This is a genomic window from Tenacibaculum sp. 190524A02b (assembly GCF_964036645.1).
In the GTDB taxonomy this organism is placed as follows: Bacteria; Bacteroidota; Bacteroidia; order Flavobacteriales; family Flavobacteriaceae; genus Polaribacter; species Polaribacter vairaonense.
The window spans coordinates 3451920-3476393 of the sequence record NZ_OZ038525.1; the positions used below are offsets into that span (position 1 = coordinate 3451920).

At 29.0% G+C, this 24474-nt stretch carries 20 protein-coding genes and 1 tRNA gene; 6 read left to right on the forward strand and 15 right to left on the reverse strand.

The window, feature by feature from the left end; genetic code table 11:
- Positions 1-527: 527 nt before the first annotated feature.
- The 4 genes from ABNT65_RS14095 to ABNT65_RS14110 form a co-directional block, all read right to left on the reverse strand.
- Positions 528-863 carry a hypothetical protein gene (locus ABNT65_RS14095; protein WP_348746117.1) on the reverse strand — a complete coding sequence of 112 codons (336 nt, stop codon included), beginning with the start codon at positions 861-863 and terminating at the stop codon, positions 528-530.
- A gap of 3493 nt (positions 864-4356) precedes the next feature.
- On the reverse strand, positions 4357-5034 hold the full coding sequence (locus ABNT65_RS14100; RefSeq protein WP_348703285.1) for a response regulator: 678 nt from the start codon (positions 5032-5034) through the stop codon (positions 4357-4359).
- Entirely contained in the window at positions 5027-6886 is a 1860-nt protein-coding gene (locus ABNT65_RS14105; protein WP_348746118.1) for a tetratricopeptide repeat protein, read from the reverse strand. Before ABNT65_RS14105 ends, ABNT65_RS14100 begins: the two co-directional genes overlap by 8 nt.
- A gap of 133 nt (positions 6887-7019) precedes the next feature.
- Complete coding sequence (locus tag ABNT65_RS14110; RefSeq protein ID WP_348746119.1) at positions 7020-7148, reverse strand: hypothetical protein; 129 nt, start codon at positions 7146-7148, stop codon at positions 7020-7022.
- 780 nt (positions 7149-7928) lie between these two features.
- Here ABNT65_RS14110 and ABNT65_RS14115 point away from each other — a divergent pair.
- The gene (locus tag ABNT65_RS14115) at positions 7929-9257 is read left to right on the forward strand and encodes an MATE family efflux transporter (RefSeq protein ID WP_348739352.1); all 1329 of its coding nucleotides are present in this window, start codon (positions 7929-7931) and stop codon (positions 9255-9257) included.
- A 315-nt stretch (positions 9258-9572) separates the two neighbouring features.
- Entirely contained in the window at positions 9573-10340 is a 768-nt protein-coding gene (locus tag ABNT65_RS14120) for an enoyl-CoA hydratase/isomerase family protein (protein ID WP_348746120.1), read from the forward strand.
- A 139-nt stretch (positions 10341-10479) separates the two neighbouring features.
- Here the strand turns inward: ABNT65_RS14120 and ABNT65_RS14125 are convergent, their stop codons facing one another.
- The 3 genes from ABNT65_RS14125 to ABNT65_RS14135 form a co-directional block, all read right to left on the reverse strand.
- Positions 10480-11349 carry a sterol desaturase family protein gene (locus ABNT65_RS14125; protein WP_348739356.1) on the reverse strand — a complete coding sequence of 290 codons (870 nt, stop codon included), beginning with the start codon at positions 11347-11349 and terminating at the stop codon, positions 10480-10482.
- Between the two features lie 4 nt (positions 11350-11353).
- On the reverse strand, positions 11354-11539 hold the full coding sequence (locus ABNT65_RS14130) for a hypothetical protein (protein WP_348739357.1): 186 nt from the start codon (positions 11537-11539) through the stop codon (positions 11354-11356).
- Positions 11540-11761: 222 nt separating this feature from the next.
- Complete coding sequence (locus ABNT65_RS14135) at positions 11762-12631, reverse strand: AraC family transcriptional regulator (RefSeq protein WP_348746121.1); 870 nt, start codon at positions 12629-12631, stop codon at positions 11762-11764.
- A gap of 152 nt (positions 12632-12783) precedes the next feature.
- Here ABNT65_RS14135 and ABNT65_RS14140 point away from each other — a divergent pair, with 152 nt between their 5' ends.
- The 3 genes from ABNT65_RS14140 (at position 12784) to ABNT65_RS14150 (ending at position 14326) form a co-directional block, all read left to right on the forward strand.
- Positions 12784-13158, forward strand: a complete 375-nt coding sequence (locus ABNT65_RS14140) for a lipocalin family protein (protein ID WP_348739359.1) — start codon at positions 12784-12786, stop codon at positions 13156-13158.
- Between the two features lie 3 nt (positions 13159-13161).
- Entirely contained in the window at positions 13162-13710 is a 549-nt protein-coding gene (locus ABNT65_RS14145) for a hypothetical protein (RefSeq protein ID WP_348746122.1), read from the forward strand.
- A 166-nt stretch (positions 13711-13876) separates the two neighbouring features.
- A complete protein-coding gene (locus tag ABNT65_RS14150) occupies positions 13877-14326 on the forward strand; it encodes a 6-carboxytetrahydropterin synthase (RefSeq protein ID WP_348746123.1) in 450 nt (149 codons plus the stop codon).
- 4 nt (positions 14327-14330) lie between these two features.
- Here the strand turns inward: ABNT65_RS14150 and pth are convergent, their stop codons facing one another.
- The 3 genes from pth to ABNT65_RS14165 all read right to left on the reverse strand — a co-directional run bounded on the left by pth (position 14331) and on the right by ABNT65_RS14165 (position 16567).
- Positions 14331-14966 carry an aminoacyl-tRNA hydrolase gene (gene pth / locus ABNT65_RS14155; protein WP_348703274.1) on the reverse strand — a complete coding sequence of 212 codons (636 nt, stop codon included), beginning with the start codon at positions 14964-14966 and terminating at the stop codon, positions 14331-14333.
- Positions 14967-15028: 62 nt separating this feature from the next.
- A complete protein-coding gene (locus ABNT65_RS14160) occupies positions 15029-15604 on the reverse strand; it encodes a 50S ribosomal protein L25/general stress protein Ctc (protein ID WP_348703273.1) in 576 nt (191 codons plus the stop codon).
- Between the two features lie 21 nt (positions 15605-15625).
- Positions 15626-16567 carry a ribose-phosphate pyrophosphokinase gene (locus ABNT65_RS14165; RefSeq protein WP_348703272.1) on the reverse strand — a complete coding sequence of 314 codons (942 nt, stop codon included), beginning with the start codon at positions 16565-16567 and terminating at the stop codon, positions 15626-15628.
- 120 nt (positions 16568-16687) lie between these two features.
- Between ABNT65_RS14165 and ABNT65_RS14170 the strand changes: the two genes are divergently transcribed.
- A tRNA-Leu gene (locus ABNT65_RS14170) sits at positions 16688-16771 on the forward strand.
- A 60-nt stretch (positions 16772-16831) separates the two neighbouring features.
- On the opposite strand, the gene ABNT65_RS14175 is transcribed toward ABNT65_RS14170, so the two are convergent.
- The 5 genes from ABNT65_RS14175 to ABNT65_RS14195 all read right to left on the reverse strand — a co-directional run bounded on the left by ABNT65_RS14175 (position 16832) and on the right by ABNT65_RS14195 (position 24197).
- The gene (locus ABNT65_RS14175; RefSeq protein ID WP_348703271.1) at positions 16832-18982 is read right to left on the reverse strand and encodes a prolyl oligopeptidase family serine peptidase; all 2151 of its coding nucleotides are present in this window, start codon (positions 18980-18982) and stop codon (positions 16832-16834) included.
- A gap of 159 nt (positions 18983-19141) precedes the next feature.
- Entirely contained in the window at positions 19142-19327 is a 186-nt protein-coding gene (locus tag ABNT65_RS14180; protein WP_348703270.1) for a hypothetical protein, read from the reverse strand.
- Positions 19328-19452: 125 nt separating this feature from the next.
- Complete coding sequence (locus tag ABNT65_RS14185) at positions 19453-21072, reverse strand: helix-turn-helix transcriptional regulator (protein WP_348703269.1); 1620 nt, start codon at positions 21070-21072, stop codon at positions 19453-19455.
- Positions 21073-21116: 44 nt separating this feature from the next.
- Entirely contained in the window at positions 21117-21968 is an 852-nt protein-coding gene (locus tag ABNT65_RS14190; protein ID WP_348703267.1) for a thiopeptide-type bacteriocin biosynthesis protein, read from the reverse strand.
- On the reverse strand, positions 21969-24197 hold the full coding sequence (locus ABNT65_RS14195; protein WP_348703266.1) for a lantibiotic dehydratase family protein: 2229 nt from the start codon (positions 24195-24197) through the stop codon (positions 21969-21971).
- Positions 24198-24474: the final 277 nt, after the last annotated feature.

Sequence of the window (24474 nt, forward strand, 5' to 3'; positions counted from 1 at the left end):
AGGCTTTCGTATAATCCTATTGTGTTTACTAGTGGCTTAATGCATAACTAGCTCCTTTTCCAAATTCTGATAAGATGTTTACTAATTTAAGTGTTGCTTTTTTAATGTTGTTAAGTAATTTTTTTTCCATGATAATTGATTTTAAATTTTTCCCTTGTGGTTATTCCCTCAAATAACCAACACAAATATACCACTGATTTACAACAACTAAAATGGAAACTCCGCAACTAAAAATGTTATTTTCCGCAACATCTTAACTTTACTTATATAAATCACAAAACCTCCTGAAATCCTTCCAGAAGGTGTTTGTTTTTCCCCTTAAATTATCCGCTCATATTAATGAGTGACACTGCAAAGATATATGACTAACACCTTCTATAAAATGGGTTTTCCGTAACTTAAAATGTTATTTTCCGCTCACTTTTTCTTTAGATATTTTTAATAAAAAAGCCTCCCAGTTTATACTGAAAGGCCATAGAAAAACCCTATTGTTACTACGTCTAATAAAGTGTTATATACTAATATATTTAGTTTTCTTTAGAACCTTTTAAAAGTCCTTGGAATAGAATTTTATTATCTATTTTCATGAGTTCAGATTGTATTACCTCAACTACTTTACTTCTTTCTTTTCCTTGCTTCAATAACTTATATGCCTTTTCAGCATAAGGTAAAGCTACTTTCTTAAAAGACTCATTACTCATTTCTTTTACCATAGCTTCACTCATATTAGCTCTTACTGCTCCATCTATAGTGTAAACAATTGAAAAGGCAGCACCTTTACAAATATCCTTTTTTGTTACATCTTGCCCACATATATTGGTTATACAAAACAACAATAAACTTATAAATAGTATTTTTTTCATTTTTACATTTTTAATTACTTATTGCATAACTAGCTCCTTTTCCAAATTCTGATAAGATGTTTACTAAATTAAGCGTTGCTTTTTTAATATTGTTAAGTAATTTTTTTCCCATGATAATTGATTTTAAATTTTTCCCTTGTGGTTATTCCCTCAAACAACCAACACAAATATATAACTGATTTACAGTAATTAAAATGAAAATTCCGCAACTAAAAATGTTATTTTCCGCAACATCTTAACTTTACTTATATAAATCACAAAACCTCCTGAATTTCCCTCAGAAGGTGTTTGCTTTTCCCCTTAAATTATCCGCTCATATTAATGAGTGACACTGCAAAGATATATGACCAATACCTTCTATAAAATGGGTTTTCCGCAACTAAATATGCTATTTTCCGTATAACTAAAATGTTTTAAAAAGAAAAAACCTCTCAATTAATACTGAGAGGTTTATAATTTGGTTAGTGATTTCTTTTTAATGACTTAGTGCATATCCTGCTGCTTTGCCAAATTCTGATAAAAGTGTTATAAAATTATGTGTTACTTTTTGTGTCTTGTTAAGTAATTGTTTCCCCATGATAATTGATTTTAAATTTTTCCCTTTAATGGTTATTCCCTCAAATAACCAATACAAAAGTAAACCTGATACACCACAACTAAAACGGGAATTCCGCGAATTGATTTGTCTTTTTCCGTAAGTATTGAACTTTTACACTTTCAGATAAATTAACTTGACAATTATACTTACCTGTATAAATCACAAAACCTCCTGAATTTCCCTCAGAAGGTGTTTGCTTTTCCCCTTAAATTATCCGCTCATATTAATGAGTGACACTGCAAAGATATATGACCAATACCTTCTATAAAATGGGTTTTCCGCAACTAAATATGCTATTTTCCGTATAACTAAAATGTTTTAAAAAGAAAAAACCTCTCAATTAATACTGAGAGGTTTATAATTTGGTTAGTGATTTCTTTTTAATGACTTAGCGCATATCCTGCTGCTTTGCCAAATTCTGATAAAAGTGTTATAAAATTATGTGTTACTTTTTGTGTTTTGTTAAGTAATTGTTTCCCCATGATAATTGATTTTAAATTTTTCCCTTGTGATTATTCTCTCAAATAACCAATACAAAAGTATACCTGATACACCACAACTAAAACGGGAATTCCGCGAATTGATTTGTCTTTTTCCGTAAGTATTGAACTTTTATGCTTTCAGTTAAAATGGCTAGACAACTACACATACCTGTATAAATCACAAAACCTCCTGAATTTCCCTCAGAAGGTGTTTGCTTTTCCCCTTAAATTATCCGCTCATATCAATGAGTGACACTGCAAAGATATATGACCAATACCTTCTATAAAATGGGTTTTCCGCAACTAAATATGCTATTTTCCGTTAAGTAAAGTTTCTTAAAAAAGAAAAACCTCTCAATTAATACTGAGAGGTTTATAATTTGGTTAGTGATTTCTTTTTAATGACTTAGCGCATATCCTGCTGCTTTGCCAAATTCTGATAAAAGTGTTATAAAGTTATGTCTTACTTTTTGTGTCTTGTTAAGTAATTGTTTCCCCATGATAATTGATTTTAAATTTTTCCCTTTAATGGTTATTCCCTCAAATAACCAATACAAAAGTAAACCTGATACACCACAACTAAAACGGGAATTCCGCGAATAGATTTGTCTTTTTCCGTAAGTATTGAACTTTTATGCTTTCAGATAAATTAACTTGACAATTATACTTACCTGTATAAATCACAAAACCTCCTGAAATCCCTCAGAAGGTGTTTGCTTTTCCCCTTAAATTATCCGCTCATATCAATGAGTGACACTGCAAAGGTATATGACCAATACCTTCTATAAAATGGGTTTTCCGCAACTAAAAATGTAATTTTCCGTACAAATAAAATGCTTTACAAATAAAAACCTCTCGATAGTATTCGAGAGGTCTTAGAGTCGTCTTTGTTCATCCATTATACTTGTAATTTATTTACCAGTACTAATTTCAAAATAAGACATTGTTGGTTCTTTTTATTAAAGTTTACCCGATCTAGTTTTTCAACTAATTATTCAAATAATCTTTGGCAAAATTAAATTCAAATAAATGTATCTAAAAGGGTTTTTCCGTTGTTAAAATTGTATAATTCCGCAATAAAACAATCAAGATATGTTTCCTATATAAAAACACAAAACCTCCTGAAATCCCCTCAGAAGGTGTTTGCTTTTCCCCTTAAATTATCCGCTCATGATTGAGTGACATACTACAAATTTACAAGAAGTATATTTTTCACTAAAGGGGATTTCCGCATATAAAAGTGTAGTTTTCCGTTAACCCTATTCTTAAAGTAAACTACCTCGGGGCAAGCCCATGAGGCATTTAATAAGATAATACGTTTAATTTCGAGGCAAGCCTCGGGATATTATACCCTTTGGCGGTACCAATAAATTATTCCATAAAAAAAGTCTCTTAAATTAATAAGAGACCTTTATGAATAATTAAACTACCTTAACAACAATTATCAAGGTATTAAACCCTTAGTTACTACCTTAGGTTCAAATTCTTTAATGCCTAAGTGCATAACTTGCACCTTTTCCAAATTCAGCTAAAGCTGATAAAACTCCTACTAGAGCATTTTTTACTTTTTTAAATAATTGTTTTCCCATTTTTAATATGTTTTAAATTTTTCCCTTATGGTTATTCCCTCAAATAACCAATACAAATATACCACTGATAATCAGCGTTAAAAATGGGTTTACCGTTGTTAAAACCGTAATTTTCCGCAAAACAAAACATTATAAAATACAAAACCTTCTAGATTTCCCCATCTAGAAGGTTTCATTTTCCCCTTAAATTATTCTTCTCATAAAAACGAGTAACACTACAAATATATCTTCTATTCTGTTTTTTAAAAAGGGGATTTCCGCACAAAAAAATGTAGTTTTCCGCAAAACACAACCATAAACAACTGTTTTACTGAAGCTTAAACCACATAAAAACTTAAAAACAATAAACTATGTACTTATAAATACACTTTATAATTTTCAAAGTGATAATGGGAAAATTGTAAGATACAGCAGTTAATTTTTCGACATAAAAAAAACCTTCTAGCTTAGGCCTGAAGGTTTTCTTTTAAATTTCCTCTTCTTCTCAAGGAATTTCTCCCTTTACGATTAACTCTGTAACAAAGTTATGCAACATTCAAGGGGTAGAAAAAGGGATGTCCGCACAAAAAAATGTTGTTTTCCGCAAATGAATTGCTTCCATGAAGCATCCGGGATATCTAGCCTAAATAAAAAATTATTCGATGCAAGGCATCGGGAATTAAATTTTTGGCTATCGCCCTTGCGATTAAACAACCTATTTTATAAGAACTTCGCTTTTCTTTGTATGATGATAAACAACGTTAGTTAAAGTTGTTTTTCTAGAATCAAATCTTATACCAAGATAGCTTTTTTTATACTGAAAAGCTATTTTTTGTAGTATTATTTTAATCCAAAATACCTAACTCCTTAGCCTTCAACACTAAATCAGTATTGTTATTGGCATTTAAATCTGTACGTAATTTTGCTAACTTACTTTCAATAGCTCTAATTTTAACTAAATTCCCATCAGGCTTTGTAATTACACCTTCCATATTTGAGATTTTAGTATGCCTTGGTAATTCCTTTAAAATTTGAACGGCTACATCATCCATTTGAATTTCAATCATAGCACGTTTCATTAATTTTTCATGAATTTCATGCGTGTAATACGTTTCATCATTCAACATTTTTTGAATGGCAAAGTTCAACTCGTTTGTATTACACTTTCCTTTTAAAATATAAGCTAACGGGTTTAGGTTACGTACTACATTATATACTCTATTGGTTTCTGAATGTCCAGTAATTACTCCCACTTTTATGGGTAATTTTTCTTTTTGAATAGCTTTAATCAAGTTTTCTCCACCATCAATAGTATTATTATCCGTAGCATTATCAAAACTTAAATCGGTAAAAAGTATATGAAAAGGTTCTGTATGCAGATGTGATTTTACCATATGAAAAGCCTCATCACAAGAATTGGTACTGGTTATGTCAAGTCCATCAATATCTTTAAGATATGAAAGTATTCCCTCAATAATTAGTTGATGATCATCAACAAAAAGTATTTTTATTTTATCAGACATTTAAAGGTATTTGAATATTGGTTTCAGTTCCCAAACCTACCTTACTACTAATTGCGAGTTCTCCCTTTAACTCCTCAACTCTTTCTTGTAAATTATGTAAACCGATTCCCTTTTTACTAATGGTGGTATCAAAACCAATACCATTATCAGTAATATTCAAAAATACATTTTTTTTATGTACCGAAAAAACTATCATTACTTTTGATGCTTCTGCATGTTTTTTACAGTTTTGTAAACTCTCTCTAGTACATATATATAATAGTCTTTTTAAAGTACTATCTACCTCTTCCCAATTGTGCTCATTTAAACCTTGTACAACAATTCTAAACCCTGGCTCAAAATAATCGGTAACCAAATTGATAATCTGATCTTTAAAAGAAACTTTTTTAAAACTTACACTACTTAACTGGTGCGATAAGTTTCGTACATTTTCTTTAACGGCATCCAATCTTTGGGCTTCGTCTAAAAGTTGTGAACGTTCTAGTTTTCTATGTAGTAAACGTAAATCTCCTGCTACTTCATCATGCAAGGCTTTGGCAATTTGTTTACGCTCTTGCTCTCGTGCTTGTGCTTTTTGTAATTGTGCTTGGTATAACAATTTTCTTCGTCTGAAAACAAAAAACAAAATACTAAACCCTAAACCTAATAAACTGATTAATGACATTAGCCAACCAATGATTTTTTGTTGGGTTTGCCTTACTATCTCTGCTTGTTTTTTATCGTTTTCTGCTTTTAAAAAGGTGTTTTCTTCTTCTTTTTTAGTGGTTTCATAACGGATTTTTGCAAATTGGTTTTTTAAACTCCGTTCTTTCTTTATTAAACTATCATTTAGTTGTATGTATTCTTTTAAATAATTGGTTGCTTCTTCTCCTTTGCTAAGCTCAGATAATAATTCCAAAGCTTCTAACCAACGTTTATTGTTATGGGTTTGTTTTGCATACTTTAAAGCTTTAATTAAATTAAACTTAGCCAAATTAAAATCCTCACTATCAATATAATACCTGCCTATATTTACATAAACAGTACTTAATCTATTAAAATCCTTTAGCTTTTCTCTTATATCAGCAACTTCTATATATTTACCCAAAATATCTTTACTCACACCTAAAGAAGAACTGCTAACAGCAAAATTCTCTAATAGTAAGGTATAATTTTCTGGATACTTAATTTTTATGCTATCAAATGCTAGACCTTCCTCAAAATACTCTATCGCTTTTTTATGCTGGTCTCTTTTCTGGTACAGTAATCCTAAGTTGTTAAAAACTCTTAAATATCCTATTTCCTTTACTTGTTTATTATTATTTAACTTACTAACCTCATGCGCTTTATTATAATAATCTATCGCATCTTTTTTTCTATCAAACTCTTCAGATATTAAACCTAAATTATTATACAAGCTCTCTAAAAACCTAAATGATTTAATTGGCTCTAAGTAATGCAATGCTTCAATAGAACTTATTTCACTACCTAAAAAATCCTTTGCATCCCTTTGCAAAACAGCAATACTTAACAACCTCCTTCCAACTTCTAAGGAATCTTTTAAATCTTTTGATATTTTTTTTGATTCATGATAAAAATAATAAGAACTATCAGCTATAAATTTGATTCTGTGATGAAGAGCTTTAAAATGATAATATTTAGCTAAGGCGGAAGAATCCTTATATTTTCTATATAATTGTAATAATTTTTTTCCTGATTTATTTAAAGTAAAAGTATCTTTCTTATAATAAGAATCTATACCTATCTCTACCAATTTTTTTTTCCTTAAATCATAAGAACTCAACAACTCTTCACCTTGTTGAGAAAATGTAGTAGTTATCGATAAAATTATAATTATGAGAAAAAAGCGCATTAGGATACTTTAATTCTCAGTAAAAGTAACACATTCTTAACTAAGATTAAGCACATAGTAAAGTTATTTTATAAATAAAGCAACCTTTAAATGATTAAAGGTTGCTTCCTAATAGTTTTTTTTTGGTATAAGTCTATTTTCCTCCTCCTTCTCCGTCACCACTTGAACCATCACCACTTCCTCCAGTATTATCTCCAATTTTATCTTCGTCTATTGGGCTACGAAATACCACTTGCTTTTCTAATGTGTAATTACTTTTCATTTTGTTTATTTTTAATAATATTTATATAATTTTTTAAAAATAATGTTTTTTACCTAATCTTAAAAAGTTTTTCTAGTATTTATGGGAGCTTAGCGTATCATTGGATAATTTGATATTATTAAAATTATTTTTAGCTCCTATTTTTGTAAACTCATTATCAATATTTAAGCGTTTTTACATTTCGTTTTTCATACCGCATCAATTCTAAAAATTTAAACTTTGGTTCATAACTTTTATTTTTGAAGTAATTACTAGTTTTTCATAATCTCTGATTCTATTTATTCCTTTTTAGTCACTCTTTTTATTTTTTAGAGTGAAATTTATATCTGATTACTCATAGGTATCTTTTGTACACGTTTTTTTTCTGAGAAATTTTTCGTGTACAGTTACTGTACAATATTTTTTAAAATTTATTTTTTCATTGTACAGCTTTGTAACCTGAGCTCGGTTTGTATCGAATTAATAATAAATCCTTTTTAAAACTAAAATGTTAGTTCCAAGTGGAAGTATACGATTTACAATACAATAGATTTTTATTATCGAAAATTTTTCATCTTTGGAATTGTTCTCGATACATCTCCTTACAGTCGATATTCGAACTGACATCAGGTATATTAAATAAATATAAATCAAACATATAGAATCATGTTTTGATTAAATTTTATTCAAATTTAGATTTCGGGAAGCTCAATCTCCATAAAAACCATACCACTTAAAAATAAGTAAAGGAATTCACCTTATTGGTTTTACATTTTTTATTTTTGAGGTCTATTATATTTTATGGATCAAGACATCAGTTTTAAACGGATAAATAAACTTGCCATCCCTGCTTTAATTGCAGGTGTTGCAGAACCTTTGCTTTCTACCACAGATTTGGCTATTGTTGGTAATATTGACACCAATGCTACCGAAAGTATTGCGGCTATTGGTGTGGTTGGTGCTTTTTTATCCATGCTTATTTGGGTGTTTGGACAAACACGTAGTGCCATTTCTTCTATTGTTTCACAATATTTAGGAGCTAATCAACTCAATGCTATTAAAGATTTACCTGCACAAGCTATTGTTTTAGTAGTTACTACTAGCTTATTAATTCTAGGGTTAACCTATCCGTTTGCTAAAGAAATTTTTGAGTTCTATAATGCAAAAGGTACCATACTTGAATTTTCTATTGAATATTATAAAATTCGTGTTTTTGGTTTTCCTTTAACCTTATTTGTTATTGCTGTGTTTGGGGTTTTTAGAGGTTTGCAAAATACGTATTACCCTATGCTTATTGCTATTATTGGTACAGTAGTTAATATTGTTTTGGATGTTATTTTGGTATATGGAATTGAGGGATACATTCCAGCTATGAATATTCAAGGTGCTGCCTATGCTAGTGTTTTTGCTCAGTTTACTATGGCTGTTATTTCTGGGGTTTTATTATTGAAAAAAACAAGTATTTCATTACGTTTTACTTTACCTTTTAATAAGGAAACACCACGGTTTATAACCATGATTTTAAACTTATTTGTAAGAACTATTGCTCTTAATGTGGCGTTGTATTTTGCTACTTCCTATGCTACTGCTTATGGTAAAGAATACATTGCTGCTTATACTATTGGCTTAAATTTATGGCTTATGGCTGCTTTTATGATTGATGGTTATTCTAGTGCTGGTAATATACTTTCAGGAAAGTTGTTAGGCGCAAAGGCTTATGGTACTTTATTGGCTTTGGGCAAAAAATTGATTTTATATGGTTTTATTTTTGGGACTGCTTTAGGTGTAATAGGCTTTATTTTTTATCAATTTATTGGTCAAATTTTTACACAGGAAGCTCTTGTTTTAGAGCAGTTTTACACTAGTTTCTGGATTATACTAGCTATGCAACCTATTTGTGCTATTGCTTTTATTTATGATGGTATGTTTAAAGGACTTGGTGAAACTAAATATCTTAGAAATATTTTACTTTTAGCTACTTCATTGGTATTTGTGCCTGTTTTACTGGTTTTTGATTATTTTGACTATAAACTGTACGCTATTTGGATTGCTTTTTATGCTTGGATTATTGCCAGGGGAATTCCTTTAATTTTTCTGTTTAGAAAAAAGTTTGTGCCGCTTTCTAAGTAGTTTTACAAACTATAGTAATTTTTAATTGCATTATTGAATGTCATTTCGAGTGAAATTATTTGTAATACAATGGAAAATAATTTTGTATCGAGAAGTTTTCGTTTATAGAATTGTTCTCGATACACCTCCTTATAGTCGATACTCGAATTGACATACGCGAAAAAAATATTCGAAAACAGTATAACACAAGATTCTTTTAAATAAATTTCCTTAGTAACTTAAGAAAAAGTATTTCATAGACCGTATAATTGAAGAATATGATAATGGTTGAACCTTGCGACTAAAATTCCTTATTTTTGATTAAAATTTAAAAAAATGCAAACAACTCGACCTAACGGAAGTTTATATACTAAAATTGAAAACAGCATTGCTATTATTGAATTTGGGCATCCGGCTAGTAATTCTTTTCCTAGTGAATTGTTAGATAGATTGGCCAAAGAGTTTGATAAGCTTTCTGACTTAAATGAAGTTTCAATTATTGTTTTAAAGTCTGAAGGAGAACGTGCTTTTTGTGCCGGTGCTTCTTTTGATGAATTGGTAGCTATTAACAATTTAGAGAATGGAAAATATTTCTTTTCTGGTTTTGCAAATGTTATTAATGCTATGCGAAAGTGTTCTAAACTAATTGTGGGTCGTGTTCAAGGAAAAACTGTTGGCGGCGGTGTTGGTTTGGCTGCAGCTTGTGATTATGTGTTAGCTACAGAACATGCGGCTATTAAACTTTCTGAATTTACCATTGGTATTGGGCCATTTGTAATTGCTCCTGCTGTAAAACGTAAAATAGGCGTTAGCGGATTGGCTGAGCTAACGTTAGATGCGACTAGTTGGAAAAATGCCTACTGGGCAAAGGAAAAAGGATTGTATGCCAGGGTTTTTGAAAATATTGAAGATTTAGATAAAGAGCTTGTTATTTTTACTGAAAAATTAGCTTCTTATAATCCTGAAGCTTTGCTTGAAATGAAACAGGCGTTATGGGTTGGCACTGAACATTGGGATACACTACTTATTGAAAGAGCTGAAACTTCTGGAAAGCTTGTTTTATCTGATTTTACTAAAAAAGCATTAGAAAAATTTAAAAAATAAAAACAGTACGGTATTCAATATAAACTATTTAATACCGTACTTAATACCATTCATAACGTAAGTTTGCTCAATTAAACTGTCTACTTTTCTTATGAGTAAATTCACATTATAAATGGTATAACTATATAGAAAACTAAACCTATTTGTTTTTAAAATAACTTGGTTTCCAAATTAGGTTCCCAAATATTATTTTTAGTTTGTGTTTTAACGTTTTACATTTTTTTACTTCTTTATAGATATTTATATATTCTATAAAATTAATTTTAATAGGATTGTTTGTTTTTATGTTTTTGGTAAGTCCGTAAACTACTTTTTCTTGTTCTCTTTGAAATGTTCCAAAAAGTTTATCCCACAAAATAAAAACACCTCCATAATTTTTATCTAAATACTTTCGGTTGGATCCGTGGTGCACTCTATGATTGGATGGCGTATTGAATACCTCATCTAACCATCCTAATTTACCAATTCGTTCTGTATGAATCCAGGTTTGAAATTGTGCTACTAAAACCAACCCTACAATTGCCTGAAATGGTGAAAAACCTATAAGTACCATTGGTATTAAAAATGCCCACTCAAACAATCCTTCTACAATACTTAATCGCATAGAAATAGTTAAATTATAATCTTCTGAAGAATGATGAACGCTATGACTTGCCCATAAAATTCGATGCTCATGTTCTAAACGATGCATCCAATAATAGGTTAAATCTGCTACAATAAAAGCGAATACCCAAGTATAAATATTACTAGGAATTGTTATTGGAGTTATCCAATGAAAAGGCATTAAACAGATGACACCAATAGAACCTATGATTGTTTTTTCTATAAGTTGATTCATAAAGAAAATAGCAATATTCGCTAAAGTATCTTTCCATCTTCTTTTTTTTCTCAACAATACATCAATAACTATTTCTAATAGTATTAAACTTATGTTGAATATAAAAAAGTAACCTATATACAACATAATTGACGACTCTTGGAACAGTGATATTAATTTGGCAAAACTCATTTTCTTATGCTTGTTTTTTAGTTACGTATTCAGGAATAAAGTGAGAGAACCATAAAAACCACAGTAGATTTGTTAAAACCCATGGGGAATTGTTTCCTTGAAAAAAGTCGATTATATAAGGAATATAATAGATTCCCACAAAACCTAAAAAACCTAAATACCAATACTTTTGTACTTTATAATCTTTCATGTTCCCAAATTTTTAATCGTAAGAGAGATCGCCAAGAGTTTAATTTCCAGACGTCTTGCATTACATAATTTTTAAATATTTTCTACTAGATACCCGTATACATACATCGGGGTATTTCATTTTACAATACAAAAGTAGTTGTGAGTAAGGCTGGAGTGTTTGTTTATTTAAGACAAAAACAATCATCATAGCAAGAAGATATTTTTTATCTTTTGTATTTAGTTAAATGACAGGAATATAGATTTCAGTTATCAATTCTTCTTGAGGAGTATCTTCTTCATCGTTCAAATAAAACTCTAAGATTGGTGCATCTGCAAACTCTAATTGAACTTCATATATCCAATGAGCATAAATTGTATTATAGGTCTCAAAACAGCTTTCATGGCTTCCTTTATGAATAAATTTTGCATACTTTTGAGAAGGCACCTCTTGAATCTTAAACATTCCTTTTTCTTCAATCTTTTGTTTTTTAGCAAGTATAACACCAGCATTATATCTACAATTAATAGATTCCGTTATCTCATCATCATCTAAAATTTGTCCTACAACAATCGTTTCATCAGTTAATAACTTATTACTATATGCATACTTTAAAAGCTGTTTCCAAGTCTTCTCTATACCTTTTATATTTTCATAGGTTCCTTGATATTGCAAATAAAGCATTTGAAATGTTGGCAGTGTTTCAATTTCAAATCTTAATAAAGGATTGTTTTTTTTAATAGGTTCTTCTAGAATTTCATTGGTAATTTTTTGTTGTAATGTATAAGAATTCCTAAATCTTGAAGGAGTACAACGAAAATGCTTTTTAAAAGCTTTACTAAAAGCAGCCACATCACTATACCCAATTTCTAAAGCAATATCTGAAATTTCAGCATCAGAGAACTTTAAATATTCCGCAGCTTTTTCTAGTTTTCTTCTTTTAAGAAATTGACCAATAGTTTCGTGCTGTAATGCTAAAAATATTCTATTAATATTTCGATAGGAATAAAAAGAAATATCTTCAATTTCATGTACGTCGATTGATGTTTTAAAACGCGTTTCTAAAAAGTTTAACAACTTATTAAATCGCTCTACTTGTGTTTCATTTTTCATGTATGTGTTGTATCTACCAAAATTACAGTAAGTTTTTTCTTAATGGTTTGTTTATCTAGGACAAAAGGAAAAAAAACTATTGTCTTAAATGAACAAACCCACACTTAACCTAAAGTATACTTTTACCTAAAAATTTAATAAGCTTTTGTAATATGTATCGAATCACTTTATTTATTATGTTGTTTTTACTATCTCTTTCTCTTTTTTCTCAAAAAGGTTTAAAGTCAAAATTATATGGAAAATGGCAAATTGAAAGTTATGAAATACTTGGTGAAATACATCAACCTTCTTTAAAAGAACGTAATGATTATATTTTATTTAAAACCAACATGTTTTTTGAAATTTTCTCGGAAGGAAATCAAGACAAAGGATCTTGGAGTTTTAACAAAGAAGCTAAAATATCACTTATAACAGATGACAACCAAAGCTTAGAGGTTACTTTATTAAAAATCACTTCGGATTTTTTAACTATAAAGTACAATACTAAAGATTTAGACTATATTATTTTTCATTATAAAAAACAATAAGCGATGCGTTGTTTATTTTGGTTAGCTCTTTTTTCAATGGGCTTCATTCATTCTCAAAGCCCCAATACCAATACAAAAGAAACTCAAAAAACTATCCATATAGTTTCTTACAATACTATTTTTAGTAAACAGTATAAAGGATTTAAAATAAAATACTCAGAGTTTACAGATACTGAAGAGGATTTTATAATTCCTGCTGTATTTTCATTTAACAACTACCAACTAAAGTCTAATATTTTAAAAAGCAAAGGCTACAAAAGTTCTAATCAATTTTTATTAGGAGCTGGTTTAGATGGGTTTATTAAATTTTATAAAGGTTTTTATGTTGGTATTGGTGTAAATATTCCTTTTGGTTATGAAACAACTAGAAACTTGAGCAATAAACAACAATCAAAATTCTTAATTGGTTTCGAGTCTAAGCAAGGCATACGATTGATTCCTTGGAAAGAACTGGGTATTGTTTTGGGGATAAATTACAAACAGTATTTTATCAATTCTAACGTATTAAATAGAGAGTTTAACCTTGAACTAGAGCTAGGCATTAATTTTTAAGGACTTTTTAACCTTCTAAAACTAGAACTTTTAAAATCAAAATTTGTATTTTCGGCGCGTAAAAGCAGTTTAAGATGGACAATTTATTATTTGCTGGTTTAGCAGTTTTAGTTGTAATTGTGTATTTTTTTAATAAATACAGAAGTAACAAAAAGTTTAGAAGAAAGTGAGTACTATTAGAATAACTAAGCAATTTAGTTTTGAAACAGGTCATGCATTGTATGGCTATGACGGAAAGTGTAAAAATGTACATGGGCATAGTTATAAACTATCTGTTACTGTGGTTGGTAAACCAATAACTGATTCTACTAATGTAAAGTATGGAATGGTTATAGATTTTGGCGACTTAAAAAAAATAGTTAAAGAGGAAATTGTTGATGTTTTTGATCATGCTACTGTTTTTAACCAAAACACGCCTCATATTGAGTTAGCTAAAGAATTGATGGATAGAGATCATCATGTTATACTTGTTGACTACCAACCAACTAGTGAAATGATGATTATTGATTTTGCTTCTAAAATTAAAAAGAGATTACCTGAGAATATTCAGCTACATTCTTTAAAATTACAAGAAACAGATACAAGTTTCGCTGAATGGCATGCTAGTGAAAACTAGCATTTTATTTGCCATTAAATTCATTCATTGTATTTGAGAGTCCTGCAGTAATAAAAGAAGTTACTGCATTAACTGAAAAGGGGATACGTTCAATCATAGCACTTTCTTCTTCTCCACTCCATTCACCTAATACAAAGTCAACTTGTCTTCCTTTTCTATAATCAGCACCTACTCCGAAACGAAAACGAGGATACGCGCCTGTATTAAATTTATCTTGAATGTCTTTTAAACCATTATGGCCTCCAGAACTTCCTTTTCCTTTAATTCTAACCTTACCAAAATCAATATTCAAGTCGTCAGTAATTACCAATAAGTTTTCTACTTGAATATTTTCTTTTTTCATCCAATACATGACAGCTTTACCACTCAAATTCATATAAGTGTTAGGCTTTAATACAAAAACTGTTTTTCCTTTTATTTTTAACTTAGCTAGATCTCCTAGCTTTTCAGTTTCAAAACTCCCTTCGTTCTCCTTTACAAAAGCATCTACAATACGAAAACCAATATTGTGACGCGTATTATGGTATTTTTCACCAATATTTCCTAAACCTACAATTAAAAATTTTTTCATCGGATCTGTTTCTTTATCAGGTTGATTAGAATTCTTAAATACTGTTTTTAAATATGTAAAAATATTCATTGTTTTAAACTAAAAAAGCGCTACACAAGGTAACGCTTTTTATATTTTTTAAAACTAAGCTATTAACTTTCAGCTTCAGCAGCAGCTTTAGCAGCATTACGAGACATACGTACTTGAGCAACCACAGTGTTATCTGGGTGCAAGAATGTATATGCTTCATTTTTAAGCTCAGTAATATATAATTTATTACCAATTTCTAACTCAGTGATATCAGCTTCAATAAAATCTGGTAAGTCAGCTGGTAATGCTTTTACTTTTACTTTGCGCATGTTATGACGTAAAGCTCCACCAACCATAACCCCTTTAGAGCTACCTACTAATTTTACTGGAATTTCCATAGTTACTGGCTTATCTTCAAATAACTGGTAGAAATCTATGTGTAAAATTTTATCAGATACTGGGTGAAACTGAATATCTTGTAAAACAGCGTTATATGTTTTTCCTTCAAGTTCAATCGTAGCAGTGTATACATTTGGAGTATAAACTAATGGTTTGAACGCTTTTTCATCTGCTGAAAAGTGTACAGGCTTATCTCCTCCGTATAATACGCAAGGAACCTTTCCAGCATTACGTAAGGCTTTAGTTGCTACTTTACCTACGCTTTCTCTTTGAGATCCATTGATTGTAATTGACTTCATTACTTATATATTAATTATAATTTACATTAAAAATTCATCGCTAATTGATGTATTGTCTTGCACTTTGTGCATCACATCTGCGAATAAAGTGGCGCAAGATACAACTTTTATTTTAGATATCTGTCTTTTTAAAGGAATTGTGTCTGAAACAATTAACTCGGTTAATTTTGAGTTTTGAATTCGTTCATACGCTCCTCCAGAAAGTATTGGATGCGTACAAATAGCACGAACACTTAAAGCCCCTCTTTCCATCATTAAATCTGCTGCTTTTGCAAGTGTACCTCCTGTATCAATCATATCATCAACTAAGATTACATTTTTACCTTGCACATCTCCTATAAGCTCCATATGAGAAATTACGTTTGCTTTTTTACGTTGCTTATAACAAATAACCACGTCGCTTTCTAAATATTTAGAATATGCATAAGCTCTTTTAGAGCCTCCCATATCTGGGGATGCCACTGTTAAATTATCTAATTTCAAACCTTCTACGTAAGGTAAGAATATAGAAGAAGCAAATAAATGGTCTACTGGTTTTTCAAAGAATCCTTGAATCTGATCTGCATGCAAATCCATAGTCATAATTCTAGTAGCTCCAGCAGCCTCCAGTAACTTAGCAACTAATTTAGCACCAATTGCAACTCTTGGTTTATCTTTTCTATCTTGTCTTGCCCAACCAAAATATGGCATTACTGCTGTTATGTGTCTTGCAGATGCTCTTTTAGCAGCATCTAACATTAATAACATTTCCATTAAATTATCTGAAGATGGAAAAGTAGAGCCAACAATGAATACACGCCTTCCTCTTACTGATTCTTCAAAAGCTGGTTGAAATTCGCCATCACTAAATCGTGATATTTTTACATTTCCTAATTCTGTTCCAAACTTATTTGCTATGCTTTTTGCCAACTCAACGCTTTGCGAGCAAGCAAAAACCTTTGGACTTAATTGATTTGTAGACATTTACCGAAGTATATTTTTTGTATTAGTGTGTTGTGATGGAGCAAAAATAAAACTATTTTGAGAGTTTGAAAGTATTTTAATGAATTAACTAAAATATTTTATAAATTTGCCTTCCAAAATGCCAAAGTGGTGGAATTGGTAGACACGTCGGATTCAAAATCCGATGTTCGCAAGGACGTGTGGGTTCGAGTCCCACCTTTGGTACAAAAACCCGAAATCTATATATATTGGTTTCGGGTTTTTATTTTTTCTTATGTATAATTACTATTCCATTAATTGAAACTCTGGATGATTGGTTTGCCATAATAGAAATGAAATCATATTGGCTAATTCAATATTCCTTCTTTCTTTTGAGGACTCAAAACCATGTCCACTTTTAGGATCAATATCTAATAATATTGGCTTATTTGAATTGGAACATTCTTGAAGCTTAGCTGCAAGCTTAAAAGAATGCCAAGGAGAAACTCTGCTATCGCGCATCCCTACCTTTAAATATACTGCTGGGTACTTTTCTCCTTTCTTAATAGCATCATAGCTATCCATATTTTTTAAAGAGATAAAACCTAAAGAATCTTCAATAGAACCAAACTCTTTCGCGTTCTTTTTACCATTCATAGAGTGCTCTAACCTAAGGGTATTAAAAACACCTGCTCTAATAGCTACTGCAGAAAATAAGTCAGGACGTTCAGTAATGGCTTTACCCAATAGTACACCTCCTGCACTTGCTCCCCAAGCAGTTATTTTTTCCTTGTCAACAAACTTATTGTCAATTAAATATTCAACACATGCTATTAAATCTTTCCATGAATTGTGTTTTTTTAATTTTGATCCCTCTAAATGCCAGTCATTTCCTTTTTCTCCTCCTCCCCTTACATGAGCTACAGCATACACTCCTCCTCTTTTTACCCACTCTAATAAATGTGGATATAGTTTTGGTTTGTTACTCCATTTAAAACTACCATAGCCATTTATTAACAGTCTGGCAGAACTATTAAGTGAAGTACCTTTTTTATAAATTATAGATAAGGGAACTTTTACATTATCATGAGAAGCAATTTCTATTTCTTTTATTTCAACCTCTTCTAATTCTTTAAATTGTTGAACAGGTATAAAACCTTCCTCTACAAAAGATTTATTTTCATAATTATACTTGTATCTAGTTTTTTTCATAGCCCAACCTTCAATTTCTATCCAAACATCATCAAAAGCAATTCCTTTTGATTTTACGTTAATATACCCAGAAGAAACAGGTAATTCTATTTCATTAACTTTATTGTTTGTTTTTTGAAACAATTTGGCATCTACTCCATTTGTAGTTTTAACATAAAATAGGCTGTTTTTTACTACCGTAAAATCACTGATAGTTGATTTAACATCTTCATTCACTAGGACTTTAGGGTTTTTAAAATTTGGTTTTTTTAGTGATGTCTTACATATTTTAAAATTAGAAGCATTTTTTGCTGTTCTATAATACAGGGTATCTCCTACAATAAAAAACTGTTTAATTTTATCTTCTTTTTTATATAATGACTCCCATTTTACTGGTGATTTTGAATTTATACTCTTTATAGTGGTTACATAAGTATCTCTATAACCTGAAGTATATGCATTAGCCCCTAACACAAAATTGCTTTTTGAATCTTTAATATAAGTAATAGGTATAGACTCTGGTTTAAAACTAACATTTGGGTTAGTTTTAATTGAAAAAACTACTTTATTTGGAGTAATTTTTTCTTTTTTAACATTCCACAAAACTGCTTCTAAATTTTCTCTATATCCTTTTTTAGTTGGATTTATTTCAGGGATTTGAGTGCAAATAAACCCAGAGTTGTCTGGTAGCCATTCAATGCCTCCATAAGAATTAGGTTTGGTATTAATTACTTCACCTTCTAGAATATTTTTTGTTTTCAGGTCTAAAACTTTTAAAATAGAAAATTCTTCATCATTTTTAGAAAAGCTAACTACTATTTTTGAATCATCCCAAGATGGGTTTATGTAGTTAATAATATAGTCTTCATTTATAAAAACATCTTTTGGGTTTAGTAAAACAACTTCTTCTCCATGTATTCCTTTTCTATAAAACAGTTTGTGTTTTTTTTCTTGATCTTCTCTTTTTAAATAAAAATAATTCGACTTTTCAGATATTACTAATTTTCTTATTTGAAAGTTTTTTTTAAAATCTACACTATTAAGGTTTTTAAATAGTTTTTCTCTTCCTTCAATTTTAGAAAATATTTTATTTGTTTGTTTTCTTTGTGTTCTATACCAATTAATTACATTTTCATTATCTATATTTTCAAGTCCTCTATAAGCGTCTACAATTTTAACCCCAAAATGATTGCTAACTTCTTCTTGCTTATCAATGAAAGGGTATTTTTTTGCAGTATCAGTGTTACACTCTAAGCAAAAAATCATAAGAAAAACTATAAAAATCTGTTTCATTATTTAGTATTCATCTATTAAATCAATTATTTCTTAATTTAGAAATTTGTTTATCCATTTTTAAATATGAGAATAATTAAAGGCTTCTATATAGTCTAAATTATATAGAAGCCTTTAATTATTTCTAATCCTTTATTTAACAAAACCACTTTGGGTTGGGTCTTCTGTATCATCGTCATCATCATCTTCGTTAAAACCATGTAACCCTCCTACTCCTCCTCTTCCTCCAAAAATAGTATGCGGGTTTTCTATTTTTGAAATTTGAAATTTGTTAAAAAATAACTCTGTTTTGTTTTTTTGTAATGGTAATTTTTTCATGATATATTGTTTGTTAGTTACACTGCAAACATATATCATTTCTCCCTTTAAAACCTACTATATATAGGTGTGATTTATAAATTTCACGTAAAAAAACAACACTCAAAACACTAATAAACAACACCCTATACATTATTCAACTGTTTAATAAAGTATGAAGGATACAACCCTGTTTTCTTTTGAAATGCCTTGGTAAATGACTGTGCTGTATTAAATCCAGACTCTTTTGCTATGGCTGTAATTGTATAGGATCTAAACTTTTTATCATTTTTTAATCTATTAACACTATAATCAATTTTTAGGTTATTAATATAATTTGAGAAATTGGTTCCTTTTGAAGAGTTAATTACTTTTGAAAGATAAGAACTGTTGGTTTTTAATTCTTTTGCCAACGAACTTAGTGTATAACTCTTTTGTACAAATTTTTCTTTCTCTTCAAATGAGGTTAACTTTTCTAAGATACTTGTTACTATTTCTTCAGAAACACCAATACTTACTGAAGCATCTATTTCTTTTTTCGTGTCTTTTACTGGAACTTTTTCTTTTTCTAAAGAAAGAATTAACTCATTGTATCTTTTCTTGTTTCGTTGATTTTTTTGAACAAAACTTATAATTAATACTACTAAGATTAGACAGACTATTATTAATAAGATAGACTTTTGACTTTCAAATCCTTTTTCTTTTTCTAATTTAGATATTAAATTTTCTTTTTCATTTAATAAATTAGGAATTTGATATTTTTTTAAAAGCACTTCTCTCAATTGATTTTTTTCAGCCAATAAACTATCTATTTTTAAAAGTTTTTCAACTGTAATTAATTGTTTTTCTAAATCGTTTTTCTCTTTATAATAATTATATAGTTTTTGATTTGCTTCTTTAGCATAAAATACAACTTGTGGTTCAACATTATAAGTAGAATCAATTTTTAATAAATACTTATTATCTTTCTCTCCAAGTAATTTTAAACACTCATCTACTCTTAATAATCCTGCACAGTATGCCTTTTTTTTATATTTTACCAAACTGACACCTTTCTTAATACTATCTATTGCTAATTCCGGATTTCCTTTTCTTAAAAAAGTGGTTCCGTATGACATTAAAAAGTGAGGATAAATGTCATTTTTTAATTCTTTACTCTTTTTTATTCCTTCTTTATTTATTTTTTCAGCTAAATCCAACTTATCAAGTCTATTATAAAAAGGTACTAAGGCAAATAATGATTTCAAATACTGATTTTCATATTTTGTTTTATTATTTCCCTCTTCAAAAAAAAGTATGTTTTTTTCAAGTATTTCAAGCGATTCTTCATATTGTTTTGCAACACCTTTTAACAGTGCTATATAATGTAATGTTTGTACTTTTCCGAATTGATTTTTATCTCGTTCAAATTTTTCACTGGCTAACAATAAACTATTTAATGCTTCTTTATTCCTATATAAATAGTACAATTGAATTCCTTTTTGCAAATATGCTTTTGCAGGAAAATTTGAATTTTCCCAATGTTTAGTTTGTGTTATTAAACTATCCAAATAAACTAATGAACCCTGATCATGGGAGTTTGCTAGAGCCTTAAAATAAAAACCTTTAGCTATTTTAATTGAGTCATTATTTTCTTTAGCTTTTAATAATAGTTTATTAGAAATAATATTCTTCTCTATTTTCTCTAACTTAATAAATCTTTGCTCTACTTTTTCAATGGGTAATTTATAGAAATCGTTGTTTGTTTGACTATATAATGAAGTCAAAATAAAGGATATTAGATATAACAAATATCTTTTTTTTAATAAAATCATCTTTTTGTAGCTATTAAGTAATTATAGAATTTATGAATGCAATCATAACAAACTAATTCATATAATCGTTGTTTATCTCTAAAAAATCTATTTACCATCATATGTATATAACTAGATAAAAGGCTTTCAATATCAAGATTTTTATTTTTTTTATTTAACTCAACAATAGTGTTAGCTATACCTTCTATTTCATTTTTCTTATTTTTCAACAGTTGGTATACTCCTTTCATAGAGTTATCCTGCTCCAGTAATAAAGAAACTATTTTTTCTTTACTATTATTATAATTAACACCTAGTTGTTTTACTAAATCTTTATCAGAATTGAACTCTCTTTTATAAGCGTTTAGTTGTCTTTTAGTAAAACTTTGTTTTGTTTCTACGGAGAATGAGAAGCTAGTAAGTAAATCATCTATTAGCTTCAACATTAAAAGAAACAATACCTCATCATCATCTATGTTACTTAATATATTTAAACAATACACACTATCTATAAAAAACAAATCCTCTGCATTGATAATTGTATGTTCTCCATATCTCTCCACTTCTCTTTCATAAGAACCAATTTGAATTTTCCATATCAAATTATTCTCAGCAAAAGGTTTTAATGTATCTTTTACATTAAATATAATATTGCCTAGCTCTTTACTTTTTGTATAATGAAATCGGATTCTTAAATGTGGCTTAGGGTCTGAATATCTTATAAAAAACCATTTATCTATGCTATTATTTTTCAACAACTTTTCAGTTAATGGTTTTATAGCTTCAGTTAAAATTAAATCGGCTGTTCTATTTCCACAATAGATTTTATAATACAACCATTCTTCTCCAGGTATAAAAATTCTTTTCATCTAAACCGCTTTAAGGTTTTTCTCTTTAAAAAAGGTAAACACAAACTCGTTAACAAATTGTTTTCCTTTATGCTTAACTACTGATTCATTTGTAAAAAGAAATTCATTTAGCCTAAACTTTTGCTTATTTTTTATACTATTAAGAAGTAGTTTAATAGATTCAATATTCTGAAAATCTATTAACAATGAGTTGTCTTTTTTACTATATTGAACATATCTAGGTATTTTTAACTTATTTCTGAATTTTAATGTTTCTTCTAACAGCTTCTCTTCTTTATCAGAATTATTCAACATTTTCTCTATATCTATTTTTGAAATAAACCAAGTTGCCTTTGATATAATTACATCTTTATATATTACTCTTGGTAAAAAACTATAATTTTCTACTACTGAAGGCCAAGAAAATCCAATATAATTTTTTTCATTTTGAGATTGAAGGTCACATAGAAAATGGTAGATAGGCAATGCTTTAGGTGCATAGTTATGTGCGTTAGTCAGCTTAGGAACCACTTCTTTATTTAACTTTTTAGACCTTAAAATAATTCTATTATTTTTTATACGTATCCATAAATCATCTATTAACAACTGGTTATCAACTGGTAATGTAGACATTCCTAAATAGGGGATTTCATAATCTCTAACATGTGGTCTTTTTAAAATATTCCCTGTTCTAGCTTCTGGAAGATGTACAATTTCTGCTAGGACTTTATTAGGTTGAAGTTGTTTTTCAATTTCTGTAATTTCTTTAAAATGATTTCCTAACTTCTTATTTCCATACCCAAAACGACCTAATAATTTTCCTGCATTGTTACTAAATCCTTTTAGAAAAACTTGCTCTTTTTCTCCATTGCTAAAAACCTCAGTAAAAGCAGAAAGGGTATCTGGAGTATGTTCCCAATCTAACGCTATTTTTTCAAAATCTTTATCTGTTAATTCTAATACAAATGCTCCTTTTAAATTTAATAGTTTAAAAAGTAGTATTTCATTTACTTCCGTCCATGATAAATTTTTATCTTTTGGTTTATTCTTTGGGGTAATCTTTTGTAAAAAAGGCGTGGTATCAGAAATAGCATTGTGTTGTATATAACCAATTCCTGATTCAATATCTAAAACATGAGCTAAAGGCATTTCTTTACTCCCATATCTTTCTAAAAAAGCTTTTTTAAATTGAATTAAACTAGTGTTATCCTTATAAGAACTTAATTTATTAAGAAAAGGAATTAACTTTTTAAGTGTGTAAAGGTGTTTGGTTTTTAATTTATTGGTGCTTGCATCACTAAACATATCTGTTTGAATAAGATATTTAGGGTTATAAGAGATATCAAGGCGTTTTAACATTTCTTGTATTTCTTGATTACTTTTACCAAAACACACCTCTTTTTTATTCAATAAGTCTAGTTTATGTTGTAATGCGCCCACATACTTCAAAACTTCAGAAGGTGCTTCAATTTTTTTTAAAGATTGTATGGTATGGGCCAAGGTATCTTTACCTGTTAAATTAACACACAGCTCACTAACTATAAATTGATTATCTATTAAGGTATTTATAAACGTATTTGCATCTTCTATAGAAATTCTAGTATCAATTTCAATAATAACCTGAACTAAACATCTTATAGTAGCACCATTTTTAGCTTTTTTTAAAATTTTTTCTAAAAAAACACTTTCCTCTACACCTTCTACGGTATACAATCTTTTATTATTTAATATTTGATACTCTATATATCGATATTGATTAGCTACTTTATATAGTGTTGTATTTGTGTAAAAAAGTAGTTTCTCTTTAACATTAGGATCTTTAGAAATAAACTCTAATATAGAAGACAAAACATCGGTATCTAATCTATTTATCTTTTCATACGCACTACTATCAACCAACTCCATATGAGTTTCTTTACTTATTTCTCCGTAGCCTACACTTGCAAACATACCAAAAGGAGTACATCTTGTTGAAAGCCTTACTAAGTACTTCAAAAAAGATTGTTTAAGTTGTTCTCTTTTTTTAGGTTGTTGTATTTCTTCTTTAAAAAACTTATTAAGCTCCTTATATAAAACAGGAGAAGCTATAAGTATTGCTTCATTTATTTGCTCTTTTTCCCAAATGGTTTTTAACACTTCAAGAGATATTTTCTTTTTTTCAAACAAATTTTTATAGAAATCAATAGAAAAAAGAGGCACCCTAAAATAAAACGTGTTTAAAAAGCTATAAGGGTTTTTCTTTTTAATCATAATATATAGTTTGGTAGTTGTACGAAATTAATTCATTCAATAAGAACTGGCAAATAATGTTTTTTATCGTGTTTGAGAATTATTGCTGTTAAAATTAAGAACAAAAACATAAAAAACAATGCAAAACACTAAAAAACAACAACTTAACAAACAAAAAACACACTTGACATTTATAAATATCAAGTGTGTTTTTTATAAAACCCAAGACCAAACACTTTGAATACATTGAGTTTATTTATTGTTTTGTTGACGGAAATGAACTGGACAATGTAGTTAG

Excerpts from the sequence above, each read along its gene's own strand:
- ABNT65_RS14095 (WP_348746117.1), bottom strand. The coding sequence starts at position 863 with ATGAAAAAAATACTATTTATAAGTTTATTGTTGTTTTGTATAACCAAT.
- ABNT65_RS14100 (WP_348703285.1), bottom strand. The coding sequence starts at position 5,034 with ATGTCTGATAAAATAAAAATACTTTTTGTTGATGATCATCAACTAATT.
- ABNT65_RS14105 (WP_348746118.1), bottom strand. The coding sequence starts at position 6,886 with ATGCGCTTTTTTCTCATAATTATAATTTTATCGATAACTACTACATTT.
- ABNT65_RS14110 (WP_348746119.1), bottom strand. The coding sequence starts at position 7,148 with ATGAAAAGTAATTACACATTAGAAAAGCAAGTGGTATTTCGTAGCCCA.
- ABNT65_RS14115 (WP_348739352.1), top strand. The coding sequence starts at position 7,929 with ATGGATCAAGACATCAGTTTTAAACGGATAAATAAACTTGCCATCCCT.
- ABNT65_RS14120 (WP_348746120.1), top strand. The coding sequence starts at position 9,573 with ATGCAAACAACTCGACCTAACGGAAGTTTATATACTAAAATTGAAAAC.
- ABNT65_RS14125 (WP_348739356.1), bottom strand. The coding sequence starts at position 11,349 with ATGAGTTTTGCCAAATTAATATCACTGTTCCAAGAGTCGTCAATTATG.
- ABNT65_RS14130 (WP_348739357.1), bottom strand. The coding sequence starts at position 11,539 with ATGAAAGATTATAAAGTACAAAAGTATTGGTATTTAGGTTTTTTAGGT.
- ABNT65_RS14135 (WP_348746121.1), bottom strand. The coding sequence starts at position 12,631 with ATGAAAAATGAAACACAAGTAGAGCGATTTAATAAGTTGTTAAACTTT.
- ABNT65_RS14140 (WP_348739359.1), top strand. The coding sequence starts at position 12,784 with ATGTATCGAATCACTTTATTTATTATGTTGTTTTTACTATCTCTTTCT.
- ABNT65_RS14145 (WP_348746122.1), top strand. The coding sequence starts at position 13,162 with ATGCGTTGTTTATTTTGGTTAGCTCTTTTTTCAATGGGCTTCATTCAT.
- pth (WP_348703274.1), bottom strand. The coding sequence starts at position 14,966 with ATGAATATTTTTACATATTTAAAAACAGTATTTAAGAATTCTAATCAA.
- ABNT65_RS14160 (WP_348703273.1), bottom strand. The coding sequence starts at position 15,604 with ATGAAGTCAATTACAATCAATGGATCTCAAAGAGAAAGCGTAGGTAAA.
- ABNT65_RS14165 (WP_348703272.1), bottom strand. The coding sequence starts at position 16,567 with ATGTCTACAAATCAATTAAGTCCAAAGGTTTTTGCTTGCTCGCAAAGC.
- ABNT65_RS14175 (WP_348703271.1), bottom strand. The coding sequence starts at position 18,982 with ATGATTTTTTGCTTAGAGTGTAACACTGATACTGCAAAAAAATACCCT.
- ABNT65_RS14180 (WP_348703270.1), bottom strand. The coding sequence starts at position 19,327 with ATGAAAAAATTACCATTACAAAAAAACAAAACAGAGTTATTTTTTAAC.
- ABNT65_RS14190 (WP_348703267.1), bottom strand. The coding sequence starts at position 21,968 with ATGAAAAGAATTTTTATACCTGGAGAAGAATGGTTGTATTATAAAATC.
- ABNT65_RS14195 (WP_348703266.1), bottom strand. The coding sequence starts at position 24,197 with ATGATTAAAAAGAAAAACCCTTATAGCTTTTTAAACACGTTTTATTTT.